Consider the following 23,281-nt stretch of genomic DNA (forward strand, 5'->3'; position numbering starts at 1 on the left):
TAAAGTTTAAGGGCGCGGCCACGCGCCCGCGTGAAAGTTAATATTATGGTAAATCCCAATCGCAGCGGTGGCGGCGTCGGCTTCAGCTCGGCCGAATTCGAAGACGAATACGAGCGCCCCTCCAAGTCCGAAATGAAGCGCCAGTCCGACGCGCTGCAGAAACTGGGCCAGACCCTGGTCGACGCCCCGCGCGACCGCGTCAAGAAGGTGCCGATGCCGGAGGACGTGCTGGACGCCATCCTCGAATGCCAGGGCATCACCAACCACGAGGGCCGCCGCCGCCAGCTGCAGTTCATCGGCAAGAAGATGCGCACCCTGGACGCCGACGAGGTGGCCGTGATCCAGAAGGCCATCGACAGCTGGAAAGGCGCCTCGAAGGCCGAAACCGCCGCCATGCACGCGCTGGAGCGCCGCCGCGAGAAACTGCTGGCCGACGACAACGCCCTGACCGCCCTGCTGGGCGAGGCGCCGCACCTCGACGTCCAGCACCTGCGCACCCTGATCCGCAACGCCCGCAAGGAGCAGGCCGAGAACAAGCCGCCCAAGGCCTACCGCGAGATCTTCCAGATCCTCAAGCAGCTGGAGGCCGACAAGAAAAAGGCCGGCCAGGCCGGCGATGACGAAGACGACGACGCCACCGAAGCCGATGACGAATAACAGCGCCCCCGCCGCCGGCCAGCCGCTGCTGGTCGGCCTGGTCTCCATCTCCGACCGCGCCAGCGGCGGCGTCTACGCCGACCAGGGCATCCCGGCGCTGCAGGCCTGGCTGGCCTCGGCGCTGACCACGCCGTTCCGCGTCGAGACCCGCCTGATCGCCGACGAGCGCGCGCACATCGAGGCCACCCTGACCGAGCTGGCCGACCTCGCCCGCTGCCACCTGATCCTCACCACCGGCGGCACCGGCCCGGCCAGGCGCGACGTCACGCCCGAGGCCACGCTGGCCGTGGGCACCAGGGAAATGCCCGGCTTCGGCGAGCAGATGCGCCAGATCAGCCTGCACTTCGTGCCGACCGCCATCCTGTCGCGCCAGACCGCCGTGATCCGCGAGAGCGCCGATCACGCGGCCTTGATCCTCAACCTGCCCGGCCAGCCCAAGGCCATCGCCGAAACCCTCGGCGGCCTGAGGGACGCCGACGGCCGCCAGCTGGTGGGCGGCATCTTTGCCGCCGTGCCCTACTGCATCGACCTGATCGGCGGCCCCTACATCGAGACCGACCCGGCCGTGTGCCCGGCCTTCCGCCCCAAATCCGCGCTGCGCCCCCAAGGAAAAGCATGAGCCATCTACTGCAAACCATCGAACGGGAAACCGGCCCCAACCCGACCGCGGCCGTCATCTGGATGCACGGCCTGGGCGCCGACGCCAACGACTTCGTGCCGCTGGTCCCCGAGCTGGACCTGGCCGGCCTGCCGCCCATCCGCTTCATCTTCCCCAACGCCGACACCATGCCGGTCACCGTCAACGGCGGCTACGTGATGCGCTCCTGGTACGACATCGTCGCGACCGACCTCGGCCGCCAGGAGGACGAGGCCGGCCTGCGCGCCTCGCAGGCCAAGGTGGAGGCCCTGATCGCGCGCGAGAACGCGCGCGGCATCCCCAACCTGCGCATCATCCTGGCCGGCTTCTCGCAGGGCTGCGCCATGACGCTGCAAACCGGCCTGCGCCAGAGCGCGCCGCTGGCCGGCCTGATGTGCCTGTCCGGCTACCTGCCGATCGCCGCCAAGGCCGCCGCCGAGCGCACCGCCGCCAGCCAGCAAACCCCGGTCTTCCTGGCGCACGGCCGCATGGACCCGGTGGTGCCGATCGCCCGCGCCACCGCCTCGCGCGACCTGCTGCTGCAGTGGGGCTACCAGGTCGAGTGGCACGAGTACCCGATGCAGCACTCGGTGTGCCAGGAGGAGGTCCGGCACATCGGCGCCTGGCTCAGGCGCGTGCTCGGCTGATATCATACTTGCAATAACAATATGATAACTGAACGGAGCGCATCTTTTCTGTTGGTGTAGCATTGACCACGCCGCAAGCGGGCTCGAGCGGCGTGTCGATATTCCATCAAGACCAACCGAGAGGAGCTATTCCGATGAAACTGAAGCAGATCCTGAGCGGCGCCGCGGCAGCGGCACTGCTGCTGTGGGCCGGCGTCGCCAACGCCGCCCTCTACAACTTCACCGTGAGCGGCGACTACAGCGCCAGCTGGCGGCTCGACTCCGCGCCCACCCCGGACAAGGTCAGCGCCGGCGAGGGCTTCGTCCTGTGGGACGTCAGCGGCAACTTCCCCGGCGCCGTGTTCGGCTTCGTCGACCTGATCTTCTTCCACGGCGGCGGCGGCGGCGGCCTGCAGATCGAGGATTTCTCCGGCGACAAGGTGCTGCTGTCCTCCGACGGCGCCCAACTGTACACCGGCGCCGAGAGCCAGCCCGTGTTCAAGCTCGGCACCTTCGCCCTGAGCGAATTCCAGGGCGGCCGCAACTACACCCTGACCATCGCCGCCGCCGTGCCCGAACCGGCCACCCGCGGCATGCTGCTGGGCGGCCTGGCCCTGGTGGGCGCCGCCGCGCGCCGCCGCCGCGCCTAGGCCAGCGCCGCCACCAGCTGCTCCCAGTCCGGCACCACGCGGTCGCTGTTGGACAGCTGGATCACCGACAGCGCCTGCCGCGGCAGGCGCAGGATCATGGTGTTGAAGCCCCACAGGCAGCCGCCGTGGAACACCACCTCGTGGTCGCCGCGCCGCGTCCACTCCAACCCGAAGCGGTAACTCGGCGCCACGCCGTCGGCCAGCGGCGACGGCTGCAGCATCGCCCGCAACAGGCTGTCCGGCCGCCCCCACTGCCGGTGCCACTCGCGCTCCCACCGCGCCAGCTCCCGCGTGCTGGCGTAAAAGCCGCCATCGCCCACCGTGTTGGCGTTGCCCAGATGCTGCAGATAGCCGCCCGGCCGCGCCGCGTCGGCCTCGTAGCTCGACACCCGCCGCGCCAGCACGTTGCGCCGGTCCTCGTCAAAACCGCTGCGCGTCATGCCCAGCGGCAGCAGCAACCGCTCCCGCACATACGCGCCGAGCGACTGCCCGCTCAGCCGCAGCACCAGCGCCGCCAGCAAAATGTAGTTGCTGTTGCTGTAGCCATGCCGCTCGCCGGTGGTGAACGCCACGCTGTCCATGCGCGCGATCAGCGCCAGGATATCGTCGTTGTTGAAATAGTCCGCCTCGCGCCGGCCCGGCTGGCAGCGCAGGAACTGGAAATAATCGGGGATGCCGCTGCTGTGGTTCAGCAGCGACCGCAGCGGAAACGCCTGCCCGAAGCCGGCCAGCTCCGGCAGATGCGCGCACACGTCGTCATCCAGCCCGACGCGCCCGGCGCGCACCAGCGTCAGCACCGCCGCCGCCGTGAACTGCTTGGACTCGGACGCCAGGTAATACATCGACTCCGCCGACAACGGCACGCCCAGCTCCAGCGACGCCAGGCCGTGATGCAGCTCATACGCCACCTGCCCGTCCCGCACCACCACCGCGCTGAAACCGGGACCGTCGGCCGGCAGCGCGGCCCTCGCCGCCTCGAAGTAATCCCGCATCATGCCGGCAACGGCGCCGCCGCCGTGGAAGGCGCGGCCGTCTGCGCCGCGTTCATCACCATCGCCAGGAAGGTGTAGTAGCCGTTGATGCCCATCAGATCAACCACCCCATGCTCGCCGAACGCCGCCAGCGCCGCCGCGTAGGTGGCGTCGTCCACCCGCTGCCGCTGGTGCAGCTGCACGCAGAAGTCGTACACCAGCGCCTCGTCGGTCGCCAGCCGGTCCGGCCGCCGGCGCGCCGCGATCGCCGCGATGGTCTCGTCCGCGACGCCGTGATCGCGCGCGATCGGCGCGTGGATCGCCCACTCCACCTGCTGGCTCCAGTGGCGCGCCGTCACCAGGATCGCCAGCTCGGTCAGGCGCGTGCCGATCGCCGAGCGATAGCGCAGGTACTCGCCCATGCGCTGCGCCGCCGCCATCAGCTCCGGTGAGCGTATCAGCGGCACGAACGGCCCATACAACGCCCCGCGCGGCCCGTCGATCACCGCCTGCGCCGCCACCTGCTGCGCCGCGCTCATGTCCGCGAACGCGATCGGTCCCAAGCGATCCTCCATCCGGCCTCCCTCCAAAAAATATTGCGCCATGTTCCGGCATAAATCAAAAGCGCGCAAGCCGTTCCGGGCTATCGTCGGCAGTCCGCCCCCACCCGAAAGGACACGCCATGAGCCACATCATCCACCGCGACCTGCGCCGCGCCCCGCCGCTGGCCGTGCGCGCGGCCGGCCTCACCGTCACCGACGGCGCCGGCCGCGAATACCTCGACGCCAGCGGCGGCGCCGCCGTCTCCTCGCTCGGCCACGCCCACCCCGAGGTGCTGGCCGCCATGCACGCCCAGATCGACCGCAACGCCTACGCCCACACCGCCTTCTTCACCTGCGCGGCGGCCGAGGAGCTGGCCGCCCGCCTGGCCGCCGACGCCCCCGGCGACCTCGATCACGTCTACCTCGTCTCGGGCGGCTCGGAAGCCATGGAGACCGCGCTCAAGCTGGCGCGCCAGTACTGGTGCGAGGCCGGCCAGCCGCGGCGCGCCACCTTCATCGCCCGCCGCCAGAGCTACCACGGCAACACGCTCGGCGCGCTGGCCGTGGGCGGCAACCAATGGCGGCGCGCGCCCTTCGCGCCGCTGCTGATCGAGGTGCCGCGGGTGGCGCCCTGCTACGAATACCGCGACCGCGCCGATGGCCAGAGCCGCGAGGACTACACCGCCGCCCTGCTGCGCGAACTGGAGGCGGCCATCCTGGCGGCCGGCCCGGACCACGTGATCGGCTTCGTGGCCGAAACCGTGGTCGGCGCCACCGCCGGCGCCGTGCCGCCCACGCCCGGCTACTTCCGCGGCGTGCGCCGGCTGTGCGACCAATACGGCCTGCTGTTGATCCTCGATGAAGTCATGTGCGGCATGGGCCGCTGCGGCACGCTGTACGCGTTCGAGCAGGAGGGCGTGCTGCCCGACCTGGTGGTGCTGGGCAAGGGACTGGGCGCCGGCTACCAGCCGATCGGCGCGGTGCTGGCGCGCGAGCACATCGTGCGGCGCCTGCGCGACGGCAGCGGCGCCTTCCAGCACGGCCACACCTACATGGGCCACCCGGTGGCCGCCGCCGCCGCGCTGGCGGTGCAAAAGGTGATCCAGCGCGACAACCTGCTGGGCGCCGTCACCATGCGCGGCGCCGCCCTGCGCCGCCTGCTGCGCGACGCCTTCGGCGACCACCCGCACGTGGGCGACATCCGCGGCCGCGGCTTGCTGGTCGCGCTGGAGCTGGTGGCGGAGCGCGACCGCAAAACGCCGTTCGACCCGTCCCTGCGCCTGCACGCCCGCATCAAGGAGGCCGCCATGGCGCGCGGCCTGATGGTCTACCCCATGGGCGGCACCATCGACGGCCGGCTTGGCGACCACGTGCTGCTGGCGCCGCCCTTCATCGCCAGCGAGGCGCAGCTGGCGGAGATCACCGGCCGCCTGGCGGACGCGCTGACCTCGGCGCTGACCTCGGCGCTGACTTCCGCGCCTACTTGCGCGCCTGCCAGCCAATGACCTCGGCCTGCTGCTCGCCCAGGCCGGCGATCCCCAGCCGCAGCGTGTCGCCCTTCTTCAGGAAGCGCTGCGGCTTGCGGCCCATGCCCACGCCCGGCGGCGTGCCGGTGGCGATCACGTCGCCCGGCTCCAGCGTCATGAACTGCGACAGGTAGCTGACGATCTGCGCCACCGTGAAAATCATGGTCGAGGTGTTCCCGGTCTGCATGCGCTTGCCGTTCAGCTCCAGATACAGGTCCAGGTCCTGCACGTCGTAGATATCCTCCCGCGTCACCAGCCACGGGCCCACCGGGCCGAAGGTGTCGCAGCCCTTGCCCTTGTCCCAGGTGCCGCCGCGCTCCAGCTGGTAGGCGCGCTCCGACACATCGTTGACCACCGTGTAGCCGGCGATGAACTGGTGCGCGTCGGCCTCGCTCACGTACTGCGCGCGCGCGCCGATCACGATGCCCAGCTCCACCTCCCAGTCGGTCTTCTTCGAGCCTTGCGGCAGCATGATCGGATCGTCCGGGCCATTCAGCGCGCTGGTCGCCTTCATGAACACGATCGGCTCCTTGGGCGCGGGCAGGCCCGATTCGGCCGCGTGGTCGGCGTAATTGAGGCCGATGCAAATGAACTTGCCCACGCGCGCCAGCGGCACGCCGAAGCGCGGATTGCCGCGCACCAGCGGCAGCGAGGCGTGCGCGATCTTCTCCAGCTTGCGCAGCGATTTCGGCGCCAGCGCCGCCGCGTCGATGTCGGCGATCACGCCGGACAGGTCGCGCAGCTTGCCCTCCTCATCGATCAGGCCAGGTTTCTCTTTGCCGGGGCGGCCATAACGTACAAGTCGCATACTTCATCCTCAATTGAAAAGATGGCGACATTCTACCCGTAGCGCTCCTGCCGCAGCCACTTGTTGGCGATGATCTTGGTGCCGCTCACCACCGGCGCGCCGCCGTGCAGCGTCTGCGGGTCCGGCTGGTGATTGCCGTCGGTATTCAGGAACCACAGCGCATTGCCCTTCTTCGGAAACACCTCCAGCCCCAGGCCCGGGAACACCGTGCCGCCGCCCTGCTCCACATCGCACAGGTACAGCACAAAGGTCGCCAGCCGCTGGCCGCCGCGCGCCAGGTGGGCGCGGTGGCCGGCGCTGTCCGGATCGAGCCAGTCGTAATGCGGCCGGTACTCCTGCGTCACCCCATACTTTTGCAGCTGGAACGGCTCGCTGCACTCGGGCGACCAGTGCGCCAGCGCCGCCAGGCGCCGGTCCACGCGCTCGGCCACCTCGGTCTCGCCACGCTGGATGAAGGCCATCTCGCTGGTGCGGCCTTCGTGCACCACGCTGGCGCCGTCGGCTTCCGCCGTCACCGTGGAACGGGTGTAGCGCGTGCCGCAGTGGGCGATGATGGCGTCGCACTCCTCGTCGCTCAGCACATGCCCGAGCAGGATCACCTGCGGCTTTTTCAGCACGAACAGCACCTCCACCTCGCGGTCCGGCGCGGCGATGCGGTTGCTGGAGACATCGATATACGGCATCGCGCGCGGCGCCGAGAACGCGCTGGCGGCGGCCGGCGCCGGGGCGCTGACGTCGCCATTGGCGCCGGCGCGCTGGCGCAGCGCCGCGTCGATCGCCGCGCGCGCCGCGGCCATGCTGTGCTGCCCGGAGCGCGCCATGCTGTTGGCCATGTCGAGCGGACTGCAACCGCGCTCCAGGTTTTCCGTGATCCAGGCGCGCCAGGTCTGCGGCAGGGAGGCAAAGGCGTTGTCAGAGTCGGTCATCGCGTCATCGGGGCCCGGTCGGAGGGGAAACCCATTCTACCGGATTGCGCCGGCGGCGCCGCACGAACCACAGCAATCCGGGCAGCTGCAGCAACACCAGCGCGCCAAACGCCGCCTGATACGCCGGCGCCGGGTAATGGCCGGAAAAATCCGGCCGCCAGCAGCCCACTATCATGCCGAAACCCGCCTGCACCGCGAACGAGCCCAGGAAAATCAGCAGATTGAGGCAGGTGGCCGCGCGCCCCGTCAGCGCGCCGGGCAGGCTTTGCGCGACGATGGTGTACTCGATGCCGGTCACCGTGCCCACCAGCGTGAACAGCACCGACAGCAGCTGGTAGCTGGGCCGCCAGTCCAGCACAAAGCCCAGCTGCACCGCGACGAACAGCGCCACCCCGGCCGCCGCCACGCTGATCGGCCGCACGCCGCGCCGCGCCGCCCACTCGGTCACCATGCCCACCGCGATCGCGCCGAAGATTACCGCCGCCATGCCCAGGTACAGCAGATAGCCCACCGCCTCCTCCGAATAGCGCGCCACGTCGCTCAGCCAGCGGCTGATCCACAAGCCCTGGATGCCGAAGAACACCGTGTGCGGCACCAGCACCAGCCCCGCAGTCGCGCGGAAGGCCGGATGGCGGTAGACGTCGCGCATCGCCGCCAGCGGCGCCGTCCTGTGCGCGCCGGGCGGCTGCGGCGGCGACAGCGCGCGTATCAGGACGCCGATCAGCGCCGCCGCCGCCGCCAGCCACACGAACAGCCCGCGCCAGTCCATGTAATGCAGCGCGAGGCGCACCGGCAGCGTGGCCGACGCCGCGCCCAGGCCGCCCACCGCGATCAGATAGCCCTGCACCGACGGCAGCCGCGCCGGCGCGATCCAGGTCGAGATGGCCTTCACCGCCGACATGAAACAGCCGCCCAGCCCCAGCCCGATCAGCGCGCGCGCCGCCAGCAGCTGGGCGAACGTCTGGCCGCCGGCGAACGCCAGCGCGCCGACGCCGGCCAGCAGCAGCATCGGCAGCTGCACCTTGGCCGGCCCCCAGCGATCGAGCGCGATCCCGACCGGCAGCTGGGCCAGCGCGAACGCCAGGAAGAAGGCGCTGGTCAGCAGCCCAAGCTCGCCGGGCGTCAGCGCCAGCGCCGCCACCAGCTGCGGCGCCAGCGTCGCGTTCACCGTGCGCATCAGGCTCGAGAGAAAATGCCCGAGCGCGAACGGCAGGAACACCAGCACAAACATGGCCCGCCCCGACAGCGGCGCGGCGCCAGCCACCGGCGCCGCGGGAGCGCCCGCCGTGGGCGAGGGCTCGGCATGATCGCGCATCACCGCCGCCTAGGCCGCGCTGTGCGAATCGCAGCCCGCCGATGGCGCGGCGCCGCCGCCCTCCTGGCGCGCCGCCATCAACGGGATCACCTTGCGCGGCCCCGGCGCGCCGGATTCGCTGCGCGCCCCGCCCTCCTCCTCGAAGAAAAACCGCTCCTTGCCGAACGCCGGCTTCAGCTCGTCCATCCAGGTCGCCCGCGGATCGAACTTCGCGTAAAACGGCTTGCGCACCCAGTCCGCGTTACGCGCCTGCAGGAACTGCAAGGCGAACACCTTCTCGCCGCCTATCGTCGCCACCCCGTCGATCACCACCTTGCCCGGGAAAGCGCTCATCGACGGCCCGCGCACCGTGCGCGACAGGCCGGACACCATCTGGTAGGCCGCCTGGAAAATCTCGTGCGCGCGCGCCAGCGGCAGCTGGAAATACTCGCGCGGGCCGGTGTCGCGCTCGACGAACATATAGTACGGAATCGCCCCCAGCCGCACCCCGGTCTGCCACAGCTCCGCCCACGACGCCGGATCCTCGTTGATGTGCCGGATCAACGGCCCCTGCATGCGCAGGGTGGCCCCGGTGCCGACAATCCGCTTGACCGCCTGCTGCGCCAGCTCCTGCCGCAGCTCCACCGCATGGTTGTAATGCCCCATGATGGCCATGTTCTTGCCGGCCCGGACCACCCGCTCGAAAAGCCGCAGCAGATCGTCGGCGTCGCGGTCCGTCACGAAGCGCTGCGGCCAATACGCCACCGACTTGGTGCCGATGCGGATGTTCTGGATGTGCGCCAGCTCCGGCGCCAGCAGCGGCTCGATGTAGGCCTCCAGCGAACGCGTGTTCATGATCAGCGGATCGCCGCCGGTGATCAGCACATCCGTCACCTCCGGATGCATGCGCAGGTAGGACGCCAGCTCGTGCGACTCCCTGGCGTCGAACTTCATGTCGTCCATGCCGACAAACTGCGGCCAGCGGAAGCAGAACGTGCAGTACGCATGACAGGTCTGGCCCGAGCTCGGGAAGAACAGCACCGTCTCCTTGTACTTGTGCTGCAGGCCCTTCAACGGCGCGTCGTTCACGCGCGGCACGTTGTGCGTCATCTGCCCGGCCGGATGGGGATTCATGCGCAGCCGGATGCGCCGCACCAGCTCCGCCAGCGCCGCCTGGTCGGCCCGGCCCAGCACCAGCTCCTTCAGCCGCGCGTAGTCGTCCGGCGCCAGCATGTCCCGGTGCGGAAAGGTCAACCGGTAAATCGGATCGTCCGGGATATTGTTCCAGTCGATCAGGTGATCGAGCACATACTCGTTGGTGCGGAACGGCAGCACGTGCGACACCACCCGCACCGCCTCCTGCAGATCGGGCGGGATCCACTCCCACTGGCGCGCGTGCGAAATGGTCTGTCGTATGAACGGTTTGAATTTGGGCGTATCCATCGCGGCTTCCTTCATGGTCGGAAAACTCCATGCTAGGCCGCGCGCCGCCAGCCAAATTGCCACGCATCAACTGACTCACGGAAATGTTGCACGGCTTGCGCCAGCGCAATTCGCGCTCCCGGCAGGCACGTAAAGTTCATAGCGCCATCCACCACACAGGAGCCGCACATGAACATCCACACCGCCGCCGCCGTCCTCGCCGCCATCCTCGGCGTGCCGGCCCACGCCAGCGAACCGACCGAGAAGGACGCCATCGCCATGGCGGAAAAAGGCGCCGCCTTCATCAAGGCCAACGGCCAGGAAGCCTTCATCAAAAAGATCGCCGCCAAGGACCCCGATTATCTCCAAGGCTCGCTCTACGTCGACATCCGCGACATCAGGACCGGCATCGTGCTGGCGCACCCGGTCAACCCCTCCATCGTCGGCAAGGACCTGACCGACATCCCCGACGCCAGCGGCAAGAAATACCGCCGCGAGATCATCGAGCTGGCCGCCAAAAAAGGCCATGGCTGGGTCGACTACCAGTACAAGAACCCCACCACCGGCAAGATCGAACCCAAGACCACCTACATCCTGCGCGTCGGCGACGTCGTGCTGGAAGCGGGCATCTACAAGAAATAGCCGGAGCGCGCCATGCTGAACCAACTGCGTATCGGTCCCAAACTGCTGCTCGCGCCGATGCTGGTGCTGCTGCTGTTGATCGCCACCGCCGGCGCGGCCTATCTCGGCATGGTGCGCCAGAACGCCTCGCTGGAGAATCTGGTGCAGGTGCGCGCCGCGCGCCTCAAGGCGGCGGCCGACGTCAGCGGCGAGGCGCGCTACGCCCACGCCAACATCTACCAGCTGCTGGCGTGGGTCAACGGCAGCTTCGCCCAGAACCGCCTGGACGCGCTGGCGCGCGACATCAAGGCGCGCCACGCCGCCATCGACACCCAGTTGCGCAACCTCGACGCGCTGGCCGACGCCGGCGAGCGCCAGATCGTCGCGCAATCGCTGCGGGCGCTGGCGGCCTACCGCAAGGCCGTGCTGCAAACCATGGACATGGCGCGGATGGACCAGAGCATCGCCACCAATTCCATGGCCATCGCGGAAAAGCAGTTCCTGCTGCTGAACGAACAGCTGGCCAGCCTGGCGGCGCTGGAAAAGCGGCTGGGCGAACAGGCCCACGCGCAGGCCAAGGCCGACTTCCGCACCCTCAACACCAGCATGACGGCGATGGTGCTGCTGTCGATCGCGCTGTCGCTCGGCGTCACCATGGCCGTGCGCGGCGCCATGCTGCGCGACATCCGCGCCATCGCCGACGTGGTGATGGCGCTGGCCGCCGGCCGCCTGGCCGCCGGCGGCGGCGTCCACGGCCGCGACGAAATCGCCGACACCGCGCGCATGCTGGACCAGACCATGGCCAACCTCACGCAGACCCTCACCACCATCCTCGGCGCGGTGCGCTCGATCGACCTGGCCGCGCGCGAAATCGCCAGCGGCAATCTCGACCTGTCGACCCGCACCGAAGTCCAGGCCACCTCGCTGGAGCAGACCGCCAGCGCCATGAACAGCCTGACGCAAGCCGTGCAGGCCAACGCCGCCAACGCGCGCCAGGCCTGCCAGCTGGCGGCCGGCGCCAGCGACCTGGCGCAACACGGCGGCGCGGCGATGGCGGACGCGGTGCACACCATGGCCACCATCCGCGCCAGCTCGCGCCAGATCGTCGACATCATCGCCGTCATCGACGGCATCTCGTTCCAGACCAACATCCTGGCGCTGAACGCCGCCGTCGAGGCGGCGCGCGCCGGCGAGCAGGGCCGCGGCTTCGCCGTGGTGGCCGCCGAGGTGCGCACGCTGGCGCAGCGCTCGGCCGCCGCCGCCAAGGAGATCAAGACCCTGATCGCCGCCTCGGTCGCCACCATCGACAGCGGCAGCGCCACCGTGCAGCAGGCCGGCGAGCGCATGGCCGGCATCGTCGCCGCCGTGCGGCAGGTGAACGACGTCATCGCCCGCATCAGCGCCGCCAGCGCCGAGCAGGCGCAGGGCATCGCCGAGGTCAATCAGGCGGTGGGCCAGATGGATGATGTGACCCAGCGCAACGCCGCGCTGGTCGAACAGGCGGCGGCCGCCGCCGCCAGCCTGCGGGAACAGGCCGGGCAGCTGTCGCGCGCGGTGTCGGTGTTCAAGCTGGAGCCATCAGCCGACGGCGCGGTGGGGCTTGCTCAGGAAGCGCGACCCGGCCTCGACGAAGCGCCACGGCAGCTCCACCGCCTTGGAGATGCCGATGCGCATGCCGGCTAGCACCTCGACCTCGCGTTTGCGCTCGCGCGCGATCAGCTGGAACGGCGGCGCCGCCAACGGCAGGTTGTTGAAGTCGCGCGTCACGCCCAGCGCCTGGCACAGCCGCCCCGGCCCGGAGCACAGCAGGCGCTCCTCGTCCAACCCGCGCCGCGCGCGCATCAGTTCCAGCCCGTGGGTCGGCTGCAGCGCGCGGATCAGCACCCCGGCGCCGTGGCCCTCCTCGCGGCAGACGAAATTCAGGCACCAGTGCAGGCCGTGCGAGCGGTACACATAGCTGCGCCCGGGCGGCCCGAACATGGAGAAATTGCGCGCCGTCTCGCCGATGTAGCAATGCGAGGCCGGCTCGCCGCGGTCGTAGGCCTCGGTCTCGACGATGCGTCCGCCCACGCCGTCCACCAGCAGCGTCACGCCGATGAGCTGCCGCGCCACCTCGTGGGAGGGCGCGCTGAAATCGATGCCAGCCAGTTTGGTAATCATGCGTCTATTTTAAATGCCAATCTGGACGGCACGATTACAAAAGTCGTGACAAATGAATATCGAATCCCGCCGATAAATGAAAAAATTCGGCGCCGCGCGCAGAAAATCGCCATAAATTCGCGCAACAGCCCGCCGCTTGCGGCGATAATCGAGGGTACGATTGCCTTTACCCCTGAATAACACCATGACGCCAGTTGCTGCCCCTGCCATGCCAACAGAAAACGCGGTGGAAGACGCGCTGATGCGCTCCATCCGGATTCCGCCCCGGCCCAGCCTGCTCGTCGACCTGCAGCGCGAGCTGGCCCGGGAAGATCCGTCGCCGCGCCAGATCGCCCGCATCATCGGCAACGACGTCGGCATGTCGGGCGCCCTGCTGAAGCTGGCCAACTCGCCGTTCTTCGGCGCCGCGCGCAAGGCCAAGTCGGTCGAGCAGGCCATCAACTTCCTCGGCATCAACCAGTGCGCGGCACTGCTGACCGGCCTGCTGGCGCGCCAGGCGCTGGAAGGCAGGGAGGCCGACCTCAACGCCTTCTGGGAAGTGTCGGCGCGGCGCGCCCAGGCGCTGGTGTTCACCTCGCGCAAGCTGCGCATCGCCCCGCCCGACATCGCCCACACCTTCGGCCTGTTCTGCGACATCGGCGTGCCGCTGCTGATGAACCGCTTCGCCGACTACCGCGCCACCTACGAGCAGGCCTGCAACGACCCGCACGGCGTGTTCACCGCCATCGAGGACGCCCGCTACAGCACCAACCACGCCGCCATCGGCTGCCTGCTGGCGCGCAACTGGGGCCTGTCGCCGGACGTGTCGTGGGCCATCCTGCTGCACCACGACTACCGCGTGCTGGAGGACCCGTCCACCGACGACGCCATCCGCTCGCTGGTGGCGCTGTCGCTGCTGGCGGAAAAGGGCATCCAGCGCCTGCACGGGCGCGGCACCTCGCACGAGTGGGAGAAGGGCGGCGACAGCGCCTGCCGCCACCTCGGCCTGACCGAGGATGAAACCGAGGACCTGCTCGAAGAACTCAACGAAACCTTCCATACCGAACGCTGACAACAATGCCGAAGAACAAGCGCCCCGTCGCGCGCAAAGCCGCCAAGCCCTCCCCGGAAACCAAGGACGAGCAACAATCCACCGAGCTGTGCGCGCTGGCGCTCGAGCTGGCCGACGAATCGGCCGGCGCCGACATCGTGGCCGCCGCCACCCGCGCCGAGCTGGAGCAGAAGCACATCGACTTCCAGCGCCTGCTGCGCCGCCTGCTGGCGCAGGGCAAGGACGAGGCGCTGTACGGCGCCATCGAGCTGGCGCGCGACGAGTCGCTCGACGGCTACCGCTACCTGCGCAACGCCGTCGAGGAAGGCGCGGCCAACCTGCTGCTGCGCCGCGACGACGCGCCCGCGCTGGAGATCGACGCCTTCGCCATCCCGCTGTTCGTGCACAGCCAGGGCGGGCTCGACCCGGCCCACGACTTCCAGGACGGCGACGCCTACGACGCCCTGCTGGCCAGCTTCACCGCGGCCGGCCTGGAAAGCCCGCACGCCAAGGTGGTGCTGGTCAGCCACGCCTACGACGCCGCCGAGGTCGAACGCATCAGCTACGGCCAGCTGCACGCCATGCTGCGCGAGGCCGCGCGCTCGCTGACCGAGAAAAAAATCGCCGCCGCGCCGGCGCTCGAGCGCAGCCTCAGGCACGGCTGGTCGCCCACCGGCTTCGGCGCCGAGGACAGCGCGGTCGAGCTGCGCTTCCTGGTCGGCTTCGCCCTCAAGCGCGCCGACGACGCCTTCTACCAGGTGCCGGCCAGTGAAAAGGCGGCCGACGCCTACTTCGCCAGGCGCGCCGAGGCCTACCAGAAGTGGACCGAGCAATACGCGCCGCTGGTGGCGCGCTGCCTCGGCCGCGCGCGCGGCGCCGACCCGGCGCTCACGCTCAACTTCCAGTACCAGGACCTGTTCTTCGGCGCCCGCGCCCAGGGCCAGTCCGAGTACCACATGCTGCGGCTGCTGTCCGAACTCAACCAGGCCATCGCCGGCCACGACCCGGCCCGGGCGCGGGCCGTGATCGCCCCGTCCGACGACGACGAGGCGCTGCTGGTGCGCCTGTCGCTGGACGGCGCCGAGCTGGTCACGGCGGCCAAGCCGCACGACCCGGCGGCCGAGCTCGCCCTGGCGCTGGAGGACCTGGCCGACGCCCTGTCCAGCCTGGGCCTGAGCGATATCTCGGTCTCGGAAGATCCGCTGGACTGAAAGCGATTTCCTGTTTGACAGTCCCCTCCGAGCCGAGGATACTTTCCTGTACGCGGAACGGAGATTCCGCGGCGAAGGGAGACTGTCATGAAACCATGGGCCCTGATCCTGTGCGCCTGCGCCATCCTCGGCGGCTGCGCCAGCCAGCCGGTGGCGCGCCAGGCGCCCCAGCAGCAACTATTCCACGACCAGCTGTTCCAGCCGCCCAGCGCGCCGGTGGACACCAGCCGCGTGTTCGCCCTCAGCCCGGCCATGCGCGACTACGTCCAGCACGAGATCGGCGCGCAGGCGCCCGGCCGGGACGTGCGGCGCCAGCTGTTCGACGCGCTCTACCGGCGCGACAAGCTGCAGCTCGAATACGACTCCGCCATGACCCGCAACGCCGCGCAAACCTTCGAGGCGCGCGCCGGCAACTGCCTGTCGCTGGCGATCATGACCGCCGCCCTCGCGCGCGAGCTCAACCTGCCGGTGCAGTTCCAGCAGATCCAGGTCGACGAGGTGTGGAGCCGCGCCGGCAACCTGTACTTCGCCAGCAACCACGTCAACCTGGCGCTGGGCCGGCCGCGCACTGATCGCAACCCCTACACCGCCTACAGCATGGACACCGCCAACTCGCTGACGGTGGACTTCATCCCGGTGCCGGCCAAGGCGCGCGAGGAGGCGCGGCCGCTGGACGAGTCCACCATCATCGCCATGTACCTCAACAACCGCGCCGCCGAGCTGCTGTCCACCGGCCAGGTCGACGACGCCTACTGGGCCGCGCGCAAGGCCGCCGAGGTCGATCCGCTCTTCCTCAACGCCTACAACACGCTGGGCGTGATCTACCAGCACCACGGCAACCAGGACGCCGCCGAGCAGGCGCTGCGCTACGCCCACGCGCAAGCGCCCGACAACACCATCTACCTGGCCAACCTGGCGCAAACGCTGGAAAGCGTGAACAAGCCCGGGGAGGCGGCCGTGCTGCGCGCGCGCCTGGCCAGGCTGGAACCGTATCCGCCGTTCCACTTCTTCCTCCAGGGCCAGGAGGCGATGAAGCTGGGCGACTACGCGCGCGCCCGCAAGCTGTTCGAGCGGGAACTGGAACGGGTGCCCGACTACCACGAGTTCCACTTCTGGCTGGCCGTGGCCAACTACCAGCTGGGCAACCTGCGCGCGGCCGACGTCCACATGGCGCAGGCGATGAAAAACAGCACCACGCGCGGCGACCACGACCTGTACGCGGCCAAGCTCGACCGCATTCGCGCCCACGCGGCCGAGGTGCGCGCGAAATAAGGCATGGCGGTGGTATGCTGCATCGGCTTACGCTTGACACATTGTTGCGGTCGCGCAACAATTGCAAGTAAATTAAGCTGCACTTCTTCAGCTGCATACCACAAGGATCCCGTCATGCTCAGACCCTGGCCCGCCCACGCCGCCATTCCCCTCCTCGTCGCTGCATTGCTCGCCGGCTGCGGCGGCGGTGGTGGTGGCGGCGGCACCGGCGGCGGCCCCACCGCCCCCGTCGCCAGCCCGGCGCTGAGCTTCACCCCCGCCAGCGTCACGGCCAGCGTGCTCGCCGGCACCTCGCTGACGGTCAACGTGATGGCGGCCGTCACCCGCCCGGCCGACTTCAGCGGCGCGACCGTGTTCGCCAGCGTGACCGACGCCAACGGCGTCATCCTCCCGAGCTCCAGCGTGGTGCGCGACAGCGACAGCCAGTACCACGCCGTGCTGCTGTCCTCGCCCTCGCTGGCGGCCGGCAATTACAAGGGCAGCTTGAGCGTGCGGCTGTGCCGCGACAACGGCTGCGCCAGCCAGTTCCCCGGTTCGCCGGTGGCGCTGCCATATGACATCACCGTGCTGCCGGCCGGCAGCACCACCTTCAGCGCCGTGCCGGCCATGCCGCTGAGCGGCACCGCCCAGAGCGGCGCGCCGGCCCCGGCCCCGGTCAGCGTGGCGATCGGCGCCGTCGGCCGCAGCTGGACCGCCAGCACCGGCGGCGCCGCCTGGCTCAAGCTCAGCGCCGCCAGCGGCACCGGCGACGGCAGCCTGGCGGTCAGCTACGACGCCACCGGCCTGGCGCCGGGCGGCTACAGCACCAACCTGACCATCACCTCCAACGACAACCAGAGCGTGGTGTTGCCGGTGGCGCTCACCGTGCTGCCGCCGGGCCTGGTCCTGGGCAGCAACAGCGTGACCATCACCGCCATCAACGGCGCGGCCATCCCGAGCCAGATCGTCAGCCTCGACACCGACAACAAGCTCACCGCCAACTGGACCGCCAGCAGCAACGCCGGCTGGCTGAGCGTCTCGCCCACCGCCGGCGCCACCCCGGCCAGCACCGTGCTGAGGGTCGACCCGACCGTGGGCAAGCTGGCCAGCGGCACCTACAACGCCGCCGTCACCATCACGCCGCAGGGCTTGCCGGTGCGCACGCTGCCGGTCACGCTCAACCTGAACAAGGCCACGCTGGCCACGCTGATCACCTCGAACCCCTCGGCCACCACCGTCACGCTGGGCGGCACCTACGGCCGCGACGTTTCCAGCGGCCAGACCCTCCAGCTGAGCCTCAACACCGGCACCATCAGCTGGCCCTGGCAGCTGAACGGCATGCCGACCTGGGCCACGGTGACCGCGACCGGCGGCACTGTCAACGCGGCCGGCGCCACGGTCACCTTCAAGCCCAAGCCGGCCAACGCGCCGCCCGGCGTCACGTCCACGCTGCTGACCGCCGTGGCCAGCGTCAACGGCGACGCGGTGCCGGCGTCGGTGCTGCTGTCGATCAACAAGGACACCCACAAGCTGCTCCCGGCCGAGACCGCCGTGGCCTTCGTCAGCATGCCGGGCTGGAGCCGCCTGACCCGCACCATCACCGTCGGCGACAATTACAACTCCCCCAGCTTCGGCGGCATGAGCGCCACCAGCGACGCGGCGTGGCTGGTGGTCGGCGTCAGCGGCGACAAGCTGATCCTGACCGCCGACCCGAGCCAGCTGCTGAACGACACCCTCAGCACCGCCACCATCACCATCACCCCGTCCGACCCGGACGCGGTGGCGCCGGAAGTGATTCGCGTGGCGCTGTGGAAAGGCGCGGCCGCGCCGGCGGCCGCCGTCAAGGCCGCGCTGCCCTATGCCAACGTGGTGACCGACCCGGCCCGCCCTTACGCCTACGTGCACAACGGCGGCGCCGTGATCGACGTCTACAACGTCTACACCGGCCTCAAGGAAACCAGCATCACCGGCTTTTCGGCCCACCTGGGCGACATGGCGGTCACGCCCAACGGCGACACCCTGTACGTGGTGGACATCGACAACGCCCGCCTGACCGCGGTCAGCCTGAGCGCGCGCGCGATCAGCAAGCAGCTGGTGCTGTCCGCGCCCGGCACGGCCGCCACGCGCCTCAAGGTGATCCGTCCCAACGGCGTGGAGATGCTGCTGCTGAGTGACGGCCAGCTGTTCCTGACCTCCAGCTTCGCCCGCATCGGCACCCTGCCGTTGAGCACCGGCGGCGCGCTCTCGGCCAGCCGCGACGGCAAGCGCGTGGTGCAGCAGGACGAGGGCAACGCCACCGTCCAGCACACCAGCGCCAGCGTCGACTACGCCGCGCTCAACAACGGCACCCTGTTCGCCGCCAAGGTGGCGCCGGCCAGCCACGCCAGTCCCGGCGCCCAGGGCGCCGACGTGTGGGTCAGCGCCGACGCCACCCGCGTCTACAGCGCGGCCGCCACGCCCAAGTCCTGCGTCATCATGAACGCCACCGACCTCGGCATCCTCGGCTACATGCCGATCGGCGACGCCGCGCCCAACAACATCGAGGTGGCGCTGGACGGCCGCATCTTCTGCGGCGGCGCCGCCAAGTCCAGCAACAACGACATCTACATGTACGACAGCGCGGGCGCCAAGATCCTGCAGCAGTACAAGCTGAGCACCACCGGCCGCCAGCTGCTGCCGCGCCAGATGGCGCTGTCCGGCGACGGCTGGATGGTGGTCGCCATCACCGACGACAACGTGGTCACCTTCCTGCCGATCGGTCCATGAGCCTGCCGCGCGACCCCGTGCTCGACCACATCTTCTGGCGGGCGCTGAACGGCGCCCACCGCCAATGGTCGGACGGCACCGAAGGGGCGCGCCGCTACACGCGGGGCTTCTCGCCCATCATCGCCTTCGCCGATCCGGCCCGGCCCGACTTCGCCGCGCTGGCCTCATGCTGCGCCAGCGGCGAACATTTCTACTGCGATGGCTGGACCGGCGCCGCGCCGTCCGGCTGGCGCATCGAAGCGGAAAGCACCATGTTCCGCATGGTGTGGGACGGCGCGCCGCCGCCGGCCGACCCGGCGCCGGACGCGCTGGCGCTGGACGCGCGGCATGCGGAGCAGGCGCTGGCACTGGCCAGCCTGTGCAAGCCGGGACCGTTCGGCATCCGCACCATCGAGCTGGGCGATTACTTCGGGTATGTCGAGGACGGTCGGCTGGTGGCCATGGCCGGCGAACGCCTGCGCGCGCCGGGGCTGTGCGAGATCAGCGGCGTCTGCACCCATCCGGACCACACCGGGCGCGGGCTGGCCAGAAAACTGATCGGCAAACTGCTGCTGCGCCACGCCGCGCGCGGCGAGCGTTCCTTCCTGCACGTCATGCGCGACAACCCCGCGCACCAGCTCTACCTCGCCATGGGCTTCGAGGACTACCTCGAATCCACGGTGCGCGTGGTGGTGAGGGAATAGCTCAACCGTTCTCTTCAGGCGGCCGGCACGCTCGGCCTCGGCGATCACGTCCCGTAAACCGACACCATGCGCCAGCGATGCTGATGACGCGCATCGTAATCGGACGAACGCAGTGAACAGATCTAACTCAACCCCTCTCCCACGACTTTATGCAACGCTAATGTACGTCAGCCTGGCATTAATATGTATCGCATCATCCACTACCTAGATATTGATGGAAAAGATGCCTATCAGGAGTAGCTGGACTCATTGCGTGACCGTCAGGCAAAAATTGCGATCATTCGCCGCACCGCTCGTTTGGAAAGCGGTTTGGCTGGCGATCACAAGTCCGTTCGCGGCGGCATACAGGAACTGCGCGTCGATGTCGGCGCCGGATACAGGGTGTACTATGCTTTCGTTGATCGAACCATCATCCTTTTGACCTGCGGCGGAAACAAACAATCGCAAGATCGTGATATCGCCTCCGCCATTGAAATGCTGCGTGACTGGAAGAAAAGAAATGATCAAAGCACACCGCCCTCATGATGAAGCGACCACGGCCATGTTCCGGAACGACCCTGCGCTCGCCGCTGAATATCTCAACGATGTCCTCGCAACGGGCGACGAGGTGGACCTGATGCTGGCGCTCAGGGCCCTCAGCAAAGCGTTTGGAGGCGTACAAGAAGTGGCACGACAGGCGGACTCCAATCCTAATACGATGTATCGCACTTTGTCGAAGCAAGGAAATCCTTCCCTGAAGACTCTGCGAGCAGTATTGAATTTAATGGGCTTAAGGCTCACGGTTCAACCCGTCGACTACGCCCAGGCCGAGGCGCAGCGCTAGCCAGGCATCACGCTTCGCGGCGTAGGGCAGCGTGTAGGCCGGGCTGCTTGAGGGGAGATTGAAGATGCGGTAACACTGCGCCTGCCCGTTCAATATCTTCAGGCCCAGCCTGGCGGCGGTGCCGCCGTTGAAGGCGATGGCGTGAATGCTGGGATGGCGCGCCAGAAGAGCCGGCAGGTCGTTGTCGTCGCGGTTGCGGATCGCGCTGTCGAGGCTGCCGGGACGGTGGGCTTCCGCCACCACGTCCCACAAGCCGACGCCGTGCGCAAGCAACGTCCGCAGCCGCGCCGCGTACGCCAATGGCACCAGCTCCACGCCCAGCACTTCGGACATCAGCAGCCAGAACTTGTTCTGCCGGTTGGCGTAATACTGCTGTGCAGCAAGGGATTTTTCGCCCGGCAAACTGCCCAGCACCAACACGCGGGTGCGCTCATCCACCACCGGGTCAAAACAACGCTTGCGCAAATCATCAGTCATGGGCGTATTCTACAGGTGTAGAATCAGCCGATAACAATAATGTCCAGGAGACCACCATGCCGGAACACCGCACCATCGACACCCTGCTGGCCAAGTACAGCGAAAGCCACCTCCACCCGACCAACGAACTGATCCACTTCGTCTGCGTGCCGGTCATCGTGTTCACCTTGCTGGGCCTGCTGTGGGCGCTGCATCCGCTGGTGGCGCTGGCCTTCACGGCGGGCGCGATGTGGTATTACTTCAAGCTGTCCCGGCCGTTCGCGCTGGGCATGCTGCTGATGGCGGCGGTGATGTTGTCCATCCTGGCCGCGCTGCCGCCAGCCACCGTGCTGCCGCTGTCGATCACGATCTTCGTGCTGGCCTGGATCGGCCAGTTCATCGGCCACAAGATCGAGGGCAAGAAGCCCTCGTTTTTTGACGACCTGCGCTTCCTGCTGATCGGTCCGCTGTTCGTGCTGGGCTTCCTGTACCGCCGCCTGCACTGGGCCTACTGAGCGCTAGCGGAACCAGGAATGGGCGAACAGCGCCTGCGCCGCGCCCTGCATCTCATCGTCGGCCAGCAACAGCACCAAAGCGGTGCTCAGGGCCACATAGCCCAACAGCGTGACGACTTTGATTTGCAGCGCGGTATTCATGGCGCTCTCCAGAAATAAAATAGGTGTGAATTCACTATACTTGGTATGACGGCCAGCACCGTTGAATTTACACTTCCGTTACAACTTATACATCAATCTGTTGCGTCGCAACAAAAACTGGCTGCTAGGCAAGATATGGCGCGGCCAGCTATACTGGTTTGATGTCTTCTCCATTGCTCTTCGCCATCGCCTGCCTGATCTGGGGCTCCACGTTTTTCGCCATCACGCTGCAACTCGGTGAAGTGCCGCCCGCCGTGTCCGTGGTCTACCGCTTCGCGCTGGCCTCGGCCGTGCTGTTCGCCTGGTGCGCCGCGCGCGGCCAGAAGCTGGGCCTGCCGTGGCGCGCGCAACGCTGGCTGATCCTGCAAGGCGGCGCCACTTTTGCCGCCAGCTACATCTGCACCTACACCTCGGAGCAATACCTGGTGTCCGGGCTGGTGGCCGTGCTGTTCGCGCTGATGGTGTTCTGGAACCCCATGCTGAACCGCCTCGTCTTCGGCACCGCGCTCAACACCCGCACCTGGGCCGCCGGCGGCGTCGCCATCACCGGCGTCACCCTGCTGTTCTACCACTCCATCCATGACGCATGGAATGAGATCTCAACCGGCGGCAACGGCCATTTCCTGCTGGGCCTGATGTTGGCGCTGTGCGCCACCATCGCCAGCTCGGTCGGCAACGTGCTGGTCATCAAGGTGCGCGAACAATCGGACAATGTGCTGCTGACCATGGCCTGGTCCATGCTGTGGGGCAGCTCGCTGGTGGCGCTGTGGGTGCTGGTCAGCGGCCAATCCTTCGTGATGCCGTCCACCGCCAAATACTGGGGCGGCCTGCTCTACCTGTCGCTGCTGGGCTCGGTGATCGCGTTCGCCGCCTACTTCACCCTGATCCACCGCATCGGCTCGGACAAGACGGTGTACATCGGCGTGGTGACGCCGGTGATTTCCGTGCTGCTGTCGATCCAGCTGGAGCACTACCGTCCGGGCGCGCTGGAATGGCTGGGCATGGTACTGTGCCTGTCCAGCGTGGCCTGGGTGCTGAAACCGAATTCTTCCACTACCGCAAAAAACTGATGAGTACTTCCGAACTGACCATCCGCCCGGCCACGCCGGCCGACATCCCCGCCATCTTCGGCATGATCTTCGAGCTGGCCGTGTTTGAAAAGCTGGAGCACATGGTGGTCGCCAACGAAGCCGCCCTGCACGACAGCCTGTTCTGCGACAAGCCGGTGTGCGAGGCGCTGGTCGGCGAGACCGGCGGCGAGGTGGTCACCTTCGCGCTGTTCTTCCATAACTTCTCCACCTTCCTGTGCAAGAAAGGCCTGTACCTGGAGGACCTGTACGTGCAACAGGCGCATCGCGGCAAGGGTTACGGCAAGCAAATGCTGGTGGCGCTGGCGCAACTGGCGGTGGAGCGCGACTGCGGCCGCTTCGAATGGTCGGTGCTGGACTGGAACGCCAACGCCATCAAATTCTACGAAGGCATGGGCGCCACCGTGATGCCGGACTGGCGCATCTGCCGCGTCACCGGCGAGGCGCTGGCGCAGCTGTCGTCGCAGGCGTAAAAAA

At 68.4% G+C, this 23,281-nt stretch carries 26 protein-coding genes; 17 read left to right on the plus strand and 9 right to left on the minus strand.

Annotated features, from left to right (window positions below; all coding sequences use genetic code 11):
* The first annotated feature begins 45 nt into the window (after positions 1-45).
* From yjgA to FHW83_RS30615, 4 genes are all read left to right on the plus strand, one after another.
* Positions 46-657, plus strand: a complete 612-nt coding sequence (gene yjgA, locus FHW83_RS06860) for a ribosome biogenesis factor YjgA (RefSeq protein WP_176645630.1) — start codon at positions 46-48, stop codon at positions 655-657.
* On the plus strand, positions 647-1,276 hold the full coding sequence (mog, locus tag FHW83_RS06865) for a molybdopterin adenylyltransferase (protein ID WP_176645631.1): 630 nt from the start codon (positions 647-649) through the stop codon (positions 1,274-1,276). The genes yjgA and mog overlap by 11 nt, the downstream gene beginning before the upstream one ends.
* A complete protein-coding gene (locus tag FHW83_RS06870) occupies positions 1,273-1,941 on the plus strand; it encodes an alpha/beta hydrolase (RefSeq protein ID WP_176645632.1) in 669 nt (222 codons plus the stop codon). The genes mog and FHW83_RS06870 overlap by 4 nt, the downstream gene beginning before the upstream one ends.
* 134 nt (positions 1,942-2,075) lie before the next feature.
* Positions 2,076-2,570 carry a PEP-CTERM sorting domain-containing protein gene (locus FHW83_RS30615; RefSeq protein WP_229224067.1) on the plus strand — a complete coding sequence of 165 codons (495 nt, stop codon included), beginning with the start codon at positions 2,076-2,078 and terminating at the stop codon, positions 2,568-2,570.
* Here the strand turns inward: FHW83_RS30615 and FHW83_RS06880 are convergent.
* On the minus strand, positions 2,567-3,565 hold the full coding sequence (locus tag FHW83_RS06880) for a serine hydrolase (RefSeq protein WP_176645633.1): 999 nt from the start codon (positions 3,563-3,565) through the stop codon (positions 2,567-2,569). The genes FHW83_RS30615 and FHW83_RS06880 overlap by 4 nt on opposite strands.
* The gene (locus tag FHW83_RS06885) at positions 3,562-4,116 is read right to left on the minus strand and encodes a carboxymuconolactone decarboxylase family protein (RefSeq protein WP_176645634.1); all 555 of its coding nucleotides are present in this window, start codon (positions 4,114-4,116) and stop codon (positions 3,562-3,564) included. The genes FHW83_RS06880 and FHW83_RS06885 overlap by 4 nt, the downstream gene beginning before the upstream one ends.
* A gap of 107 nt (positions 4,117-4,223) precedes the next feature.
* On the opposite strand from FHW83_RS06885, the gene FHW83_RS06890 reads away from it, so the two are divergent.
* Complete coding sequence (locus tag FHW83_RS06890) at positions 4,224-5,588, plus strand: aspartate aminotransferase family protein (RefSeq protein ID WP_176645635.1); 1,365 nt, start codon at positions 4,224-4,226, stop codon at positions 5,586-5,588.
* On the opposite strand, the gene FHW83_RS06895 is transcribed toward FHW83_RS06890, so the two are convergent.
* Genes FHW83_RS06895 through FHW83_RS06910 form a run of 4 tightly spaced genes read right to left on the minus strand, consistent with a single transcriptional unit; the run spans position 5,563 to position 10,080 of the window.
* Positions 5,563-6,417: a fumarylacetoacetate hydrolase family protein gene (locus FHW83_RS06895; RefSeq protein WP_176645636.1), complete on the minus strand. Its 855-nt coding sequence runs from the start codon at positions 6,415-6,417 to the stop codon at positions 5,563-5,565. The genes FHW83_RS06890 and FHW83_RS06895 overlap by 26 nt on opposite strands.
* 32 nt (positions 6,418-6,449) lie before the next feature.
* Positions 6,450-7,343, minus strand: a complete 894-nt coding sequence (locus FHW83_RS06900) for a 2OG-Fe(II) oxygenase (RefSeq protein WP_176645637.1) — start codon at positions 7,341-7,343, stop codon at positions 6,450-6,452.
* Between the two features lie 4 nt (positions 7,344-7,347).
* Positions 7,348-8,658, minus strand: a complete 1,311-nt coding sequence (locus tag FHW83_RS06905) for an MFS transporter (RefSeq protein ID WP_176645638.1) — start codon at positions 8,656-8,658, stop codon at positions 7,348-7,350.
* A 9-nt stretch (positions 8,659-8,667) separates the two neighbouring features.
* Entirely contained in the window at positions 8,668-10,080 is a 1,413-nt protein-coding gene (locus FHW83_RS06910) for a KamA family radical SAM protein (RefSeq protein ID WP_229224068.1), read from the minus strand.
* Between the two features lie 168 nt (positions 10,081-10,248).
* Here FHW83_RS06910 and FHW83_RS06915 point away from each other — a divergent pair, with 168 nt between their 5' ends.
* Positions 10,249-10,701 (plus strand): cache domain-containing protein, encoded by a 453-nt coding sequence (locus tag FHW83_RS06915; protein WP_176645640.1) that lies wholly within the window; start codon positions 10,249-10,251, stop codon positions 10,699-10,701.
* A 12-nt stretch (positions 10,702-10,713) separates the two neighbouring features.
* The gene (locus FHW83_RS06920) at positions 10,714-12,363 is read left to right on the plus strand and encodes a methyl-accepting chemotaxis protein (protein ID WP_176645641.1); all 1,650 of its coding nucleotides are present in this window, start codon (positions 10,714-10,716) and stop codon (positions 12,361-12,363) included.
* Here the strand turns inward: FHW83_RS06920 and FHW83_RS06925 are convergent.
* Positions 12,259-12,840, minus strand: coding sequence for a DNA-3-methyladenine glycosylase (locus FHW83_RS06925; RefSeq protein ID WP_176645642.1), 582 nt, complete (start codon positions 12,838-12,840; stop codon positions 12,259-12,261). The genes FHW83_RS06920 and FHW83_RS06925 overlap by 105 nt on opposite strands.
* Positions 12,841-13,024: 184 nt before the next feature.
* Between FHW83_RS06925 and FHW83_RS06930 the strand changes: the two genes are divergently transcribed.
* From FHW83_RS06930 to FHW83_RS06960, 7 genes are all read left to right on the plus strand, one after another.
* A complete protein-coding gene (locus FHW83_RS06930; protein ID WP_176645643.1) occupies positions 13,025-13,891 on the plus strand; it encodes an HDOD domain-containing protein in 867 nt (288 codons plus the stop codon).
* A gap of 5 nt (positions 13,892-13,896) precedes the next feature.
* The gene (locus FHW83_RS06935) at positions 13,897-15,081 is read left to right on the plus strand and encodes a hypothetical protein (protein ID WP_176645644.1); all 1,185 of its coding nucleotides are present in this window, start codon (positions 13,897-13,899) and stop codon (positions 15,079-15,081) included.
* An 87-nt stretch (positions 15,082-15,168) separates the two neighbouring features.
* Positions 15,169-16,353: a tetratricopeptide repeat protein gene (locus FHW83_RS06940; RefSeq protein WP_176645645.1), complete on the plus strand. Its 1,185-nt coding sequence runs from the start codon at positions 15,169-15,171 to the stop codon at positions 16,351-16,353.
* A 114-nt stretch (positions 16,354-16,467) separates the two neighbouring features.
* Entirely contained in the window at positions 16,468-19,098 is a 2,631-nt protein-coding gene (locus tag FHW83_RS06945) for a BACON domain-containing protein (protein ID WP_176645646.1), read from the plus strand.
* The gene (locus tag FHW83_RS06950) at positions 19,095-19,781 is read left to right on the plus strand and encodes a GNAT family N-acetyltransferase (RefSeq protein WP_229224069.1); all 687 of its coding nucleotides are present in this window, start codon (positions 19,095-19,097) and stop codon (positions 19,779-19,781) included. The genes FHW83_RS06945 and FHW83_RS06950 overlap by 4 nt, the downstream gene beginning before the upstream one ends.
* A gap of 249 nt (positions 19,782-20,030) precedes the next feature.
* The gene (locus FHW83_RS06955; protein WP_308936738.1) at positions 20,031-20,306 is read left to right on the plus strand and encodes a type II toxin-antitoxin system RelE/ParE family toxin; all 276 of its coding nucleotides are present in this window, start codon (positions 20,031-20,033) and stop codon (positions 20,304-20,306) included.
* Positions 20,281-20,604 carry a DNA-binding protein gene (locus FHW83_RS06960; RefSeq protein WP_176645647.1) on the plus strand — a complete coding sequence of 108 codons (324 nt, stop codon included), beginning with the start codon at positions 20,281-20,283 and terminating at the stop codon, positions 20,602-20,604. The genes FHW83_RS06955 and FHW83_RS06960 overlap by 26 nt, the downstream gene beginning before the upstream one ends.
* Here the strand turns inward: FHW83_RS06960 and FHW83_RS06965 are convergent.
* Positions 20,551-21,081 (minus strand): DNA-deoxyinosine glycosylase, encoded by a 531-nt coding sequence (locus FHW83_RS06965; RefSeq protein ID WP_176645648.1) that lies wholly within the window; start codon positions 21,079-21,081, stop codon positions 20,551-20,553. The genes FHW83_RS06960 and FHW83_RS06965 overlap by 54 nt on opposite strands.
* A gap of 56 nt (positions 21,082-21,137) precedes the next feature.
* Here FHW83_RS06965 and FHW83_RS06970 point away from each other — a divergent pair, with 56 nt between their 5' ends.
* Positions 21,138-21,575, plus strand: a complete 438-nt coding sequence (locus FHW83_RS06970) for a DUF962 domain-containing protein (protein ID WP_176645649.1) — start codon at positions 21,138-21,140, stop codon at positions 21,573-21,575.
* A 3-nt stretch (positions 21,576-21,578) separates the two neighbouring features.
* On the opposite strand, the gene FHW83_RS06975 is transcribed toward FHW83_RS06970, so the two are convergent.
* Positions 21,579-21,716, minus strand: a complete 138-nt coding sequence (locus tag FHW83_RS06975; protein WP_176645650.1) for a hypothetical protein — start codon at positions 21,714-21,716, stop codon at positions 21,579-21,581.
* A gap of 161 nt (positions 21,717-21,877) precedes the next feature.
* Here FHW83_RS06975 and FHW83_RS06980 point away from each other — a divergent pair, with 161 nt between their 5' ends.
* Positions 21,878-22,786: a DMT family transporter gene (locus FHW83_RS06980; protein WP_176645651.1), complete on the plus strand. Its 909-nt coding sequence runs from the start codon at positions 21,878-21,880 to the stop codon at positions 22,784-22,786.
* A complete protein-coding gene (locus FHW83_RS06985; RefSeq protein WP_176645652.1) occupies positions 22,786-23,277 on the plus strand; it encodes a GNAT family N-acetyltransferase in 492 nt (163 codons plus the stop codon). Before FHW83_RS06980 ends, FHW83_RS06985 begins: the two co-directional genes overlap by 1 nt.
* Positions 23,278-23,281 lie beyond the last annotated feature (4 nt).

The organism is Duganella sp. SG902 (genome assembly GCF_013376005.1).
GTDB lineage: Bacteria > Pseudomonadota > Gammaproteobacteria > Burkholderiales > Burkholderiaceae_D > Rugamonas.

What these genes read in the sequence shown, in the direction of transcription:
- mog (WP_176645631.1), top strand. Translation starts at nt 647, where the DNA reads ATGACGAATAACAGCGCCCCCGCCGCCGGCCAGCCGCTGCTGGTCGGC.
- FHW83_RS06970 (WP_176645649.1), top strand. Translation starts at nt 21,138, where the DNA reads ATGCCGGAACACCGCACCATCGACACCCTGCTGGCCAAGTACAGCGAA.
- yjgA (WP_176645630.1), top strand. Translation starts at nt 46, where the DNA reads ATGGTAAATCCCAATCGCAGCGGTGGCGGCGTCGGCTTCAGCTCGGCC.
- FHW83_RS06930 (WP_176645643.1), top strand. Translation starts at nt 13,025, where the DNA reads ATGACGCCAGTTGCTGCCCCTGCCATGCCAACAGAAAACGCGGTGGAA.
- FHW83_RS06925 (WP_176645642.1), bottom strand. Translation starts at nt 12,840, where the DNA reads ATGATTACCAAACTGGCTGGCATCGATTTCAGCGCGCCCTCCCACGAG.
- FHW83_RS06905 (WP_176645638.1), bottom strand. Translation starts at nt 8,658, where the DNA reads ATGCGCGATCATGCCGAGCCCTCGCCCACGGCGGGCGCTCCCGCGGCG.
- FHW83_RS06895 (WP_176645636.1), bottom strand. Translation starts at nt 6,417, where the DNA reads ATGCGACTTGTACGTTATGGCCGCCCCGGCAAAGAGAAACCTGGCCTG.
- FHW83_RS06965 (WP_176645648.1), bottom strand. Translation starts at nt 21,081, where the DNA reads ATGACTGATGATTTGCGCAAGCGTTGTTTTGACCCGGTGGTGGATGAG.
- FHW83_RS06920 (WP_176645641.1), top strand. Translation starts at nt 10,714, where the DNA reads ATGCTGAACCAACTGCGTATCGGTCCCAAACTGCTGCTCGCGCCGATG.
- FHW83_RS06910 (WP_229224068.1), bottom strand. Translation starts at nt 10,080, where the DNA reads ATGGATACGCCCAAATTCAAACCGTTCATACGACAGACCATTTCGCAC.
- FHW83_RS06885 (WP_176645634.1), bottom strand. Translation starts at nt 4,116, where the DNA reads ATGGAGGATCGCTTGGGACCGATCGCGTTCGCGGACATGAGCGCGGCG.
- FHW83_RS06900 (WP_176645637.1), bottom strand. Translation starts at nt 7,343, where the DNA reads ATGACCGACTCTGACAACGCCTTTGCCTCCCTGCCGCAGACCTGGCGC.
- FHW83_RS06880 (WP_176645633.1), bottom strand. Translation starts at nt 3,565, where the DNA reads ATGATGCGGGATTACTTCGAGGCGGCGAGGGCCGCGCTGCCGGCCGAC.
- FHW83_RS06890 (WP_176645635.1), top strand. Translation starts at nt 4,224, where the DNA reads ATGAGCCACATCATCCACCGCGACCTGCGCCGCGCCCCGCCGCTGGCC.
- FHW83_RS06915 (WP_176645640.1), top strand. Translation starts at nt 10,249, where the DNA reads ATGAACATCCACACCGCCGCCGCCGTCCTCGCCGCCATCCTCGGCGTG.
- FHW83_RS06940 (WP_176645645.1), top strand. Translation starts at nt 15,169, where the DNA reads ATGAAACCATGGGCCCTGATCCTGTGCGCCTGCGCCATCCTCGGCGGC.
- FHW83_RS06975 (WP_176645650.1), bottom strand. Translation starts at nt 21,716, where the DNA reads ATGAATACCGCGCTGCAAATCAAAGTCGTCACGCTGTTGGGCTATGTG.
- FHW83_RS06980 (WP_176645651.1), top strand. Translation starts at nt 21,878, where the DNA reads ATGTCTTCTCCATTGCTCTTCGCCATCGCCTGCCTGATCTGGGGCTCC.
- FHW83_RS06870 (WP_176645632.1), top strand. Translation starts at nt 1,273, where the DNA reads ATGAGCCATCTACTGCAAACCATCGAACGGGAAACCGGCCCCAACCCG.
- FHW83_RS06985 (WP_176645652.1), top strand. Translation starts at nt 22,786, where the DNA reads ATGAGTACTTCCGAACTGACCATCCGCCCGGCCACGCCGGCCGACATC.
- FHW83_RS06945 (WP_176645646.1), top strand. Translation starts at nt 16,468, where the DNA reads ATGCTCAGACCCTGGCCCGCCCACGCCGCCATTCCCCTCCTCGTCGCT.
- FHW83_RS06950 (WP_229224069.1), top strand. Translation starts at nt 19,095, where the DNA reads ATGAGCCTGCCGCGCGACCCCGTGCTCGACCACATCTTCTGGCGGGCG.
- FHW83_RS06960 (WP_176645647.1), top strand. Translation starts at nt 20,281, where the DNA reads ATGATCAAAGCACACCGCCCTCATGATGAAGCGACCACGGCCATGTTC.
- FHW83_RS06935 (WP_176645644.1), top strand. Translation starts at nt 13,897, where the DNA reads ATGCCGAAGAACAAGCGCCCCGTCGCGCGCAAAGCCGCCAAGCCCTCC.
- FHW83_RS30615 (WP_229224067.1), top strand. Translation starts at nt 2,076, where the DNA reads ATGAAACTGAAGCAGATCCTGAGCGGCGCCGCGGCAGCGGCACTGCTG.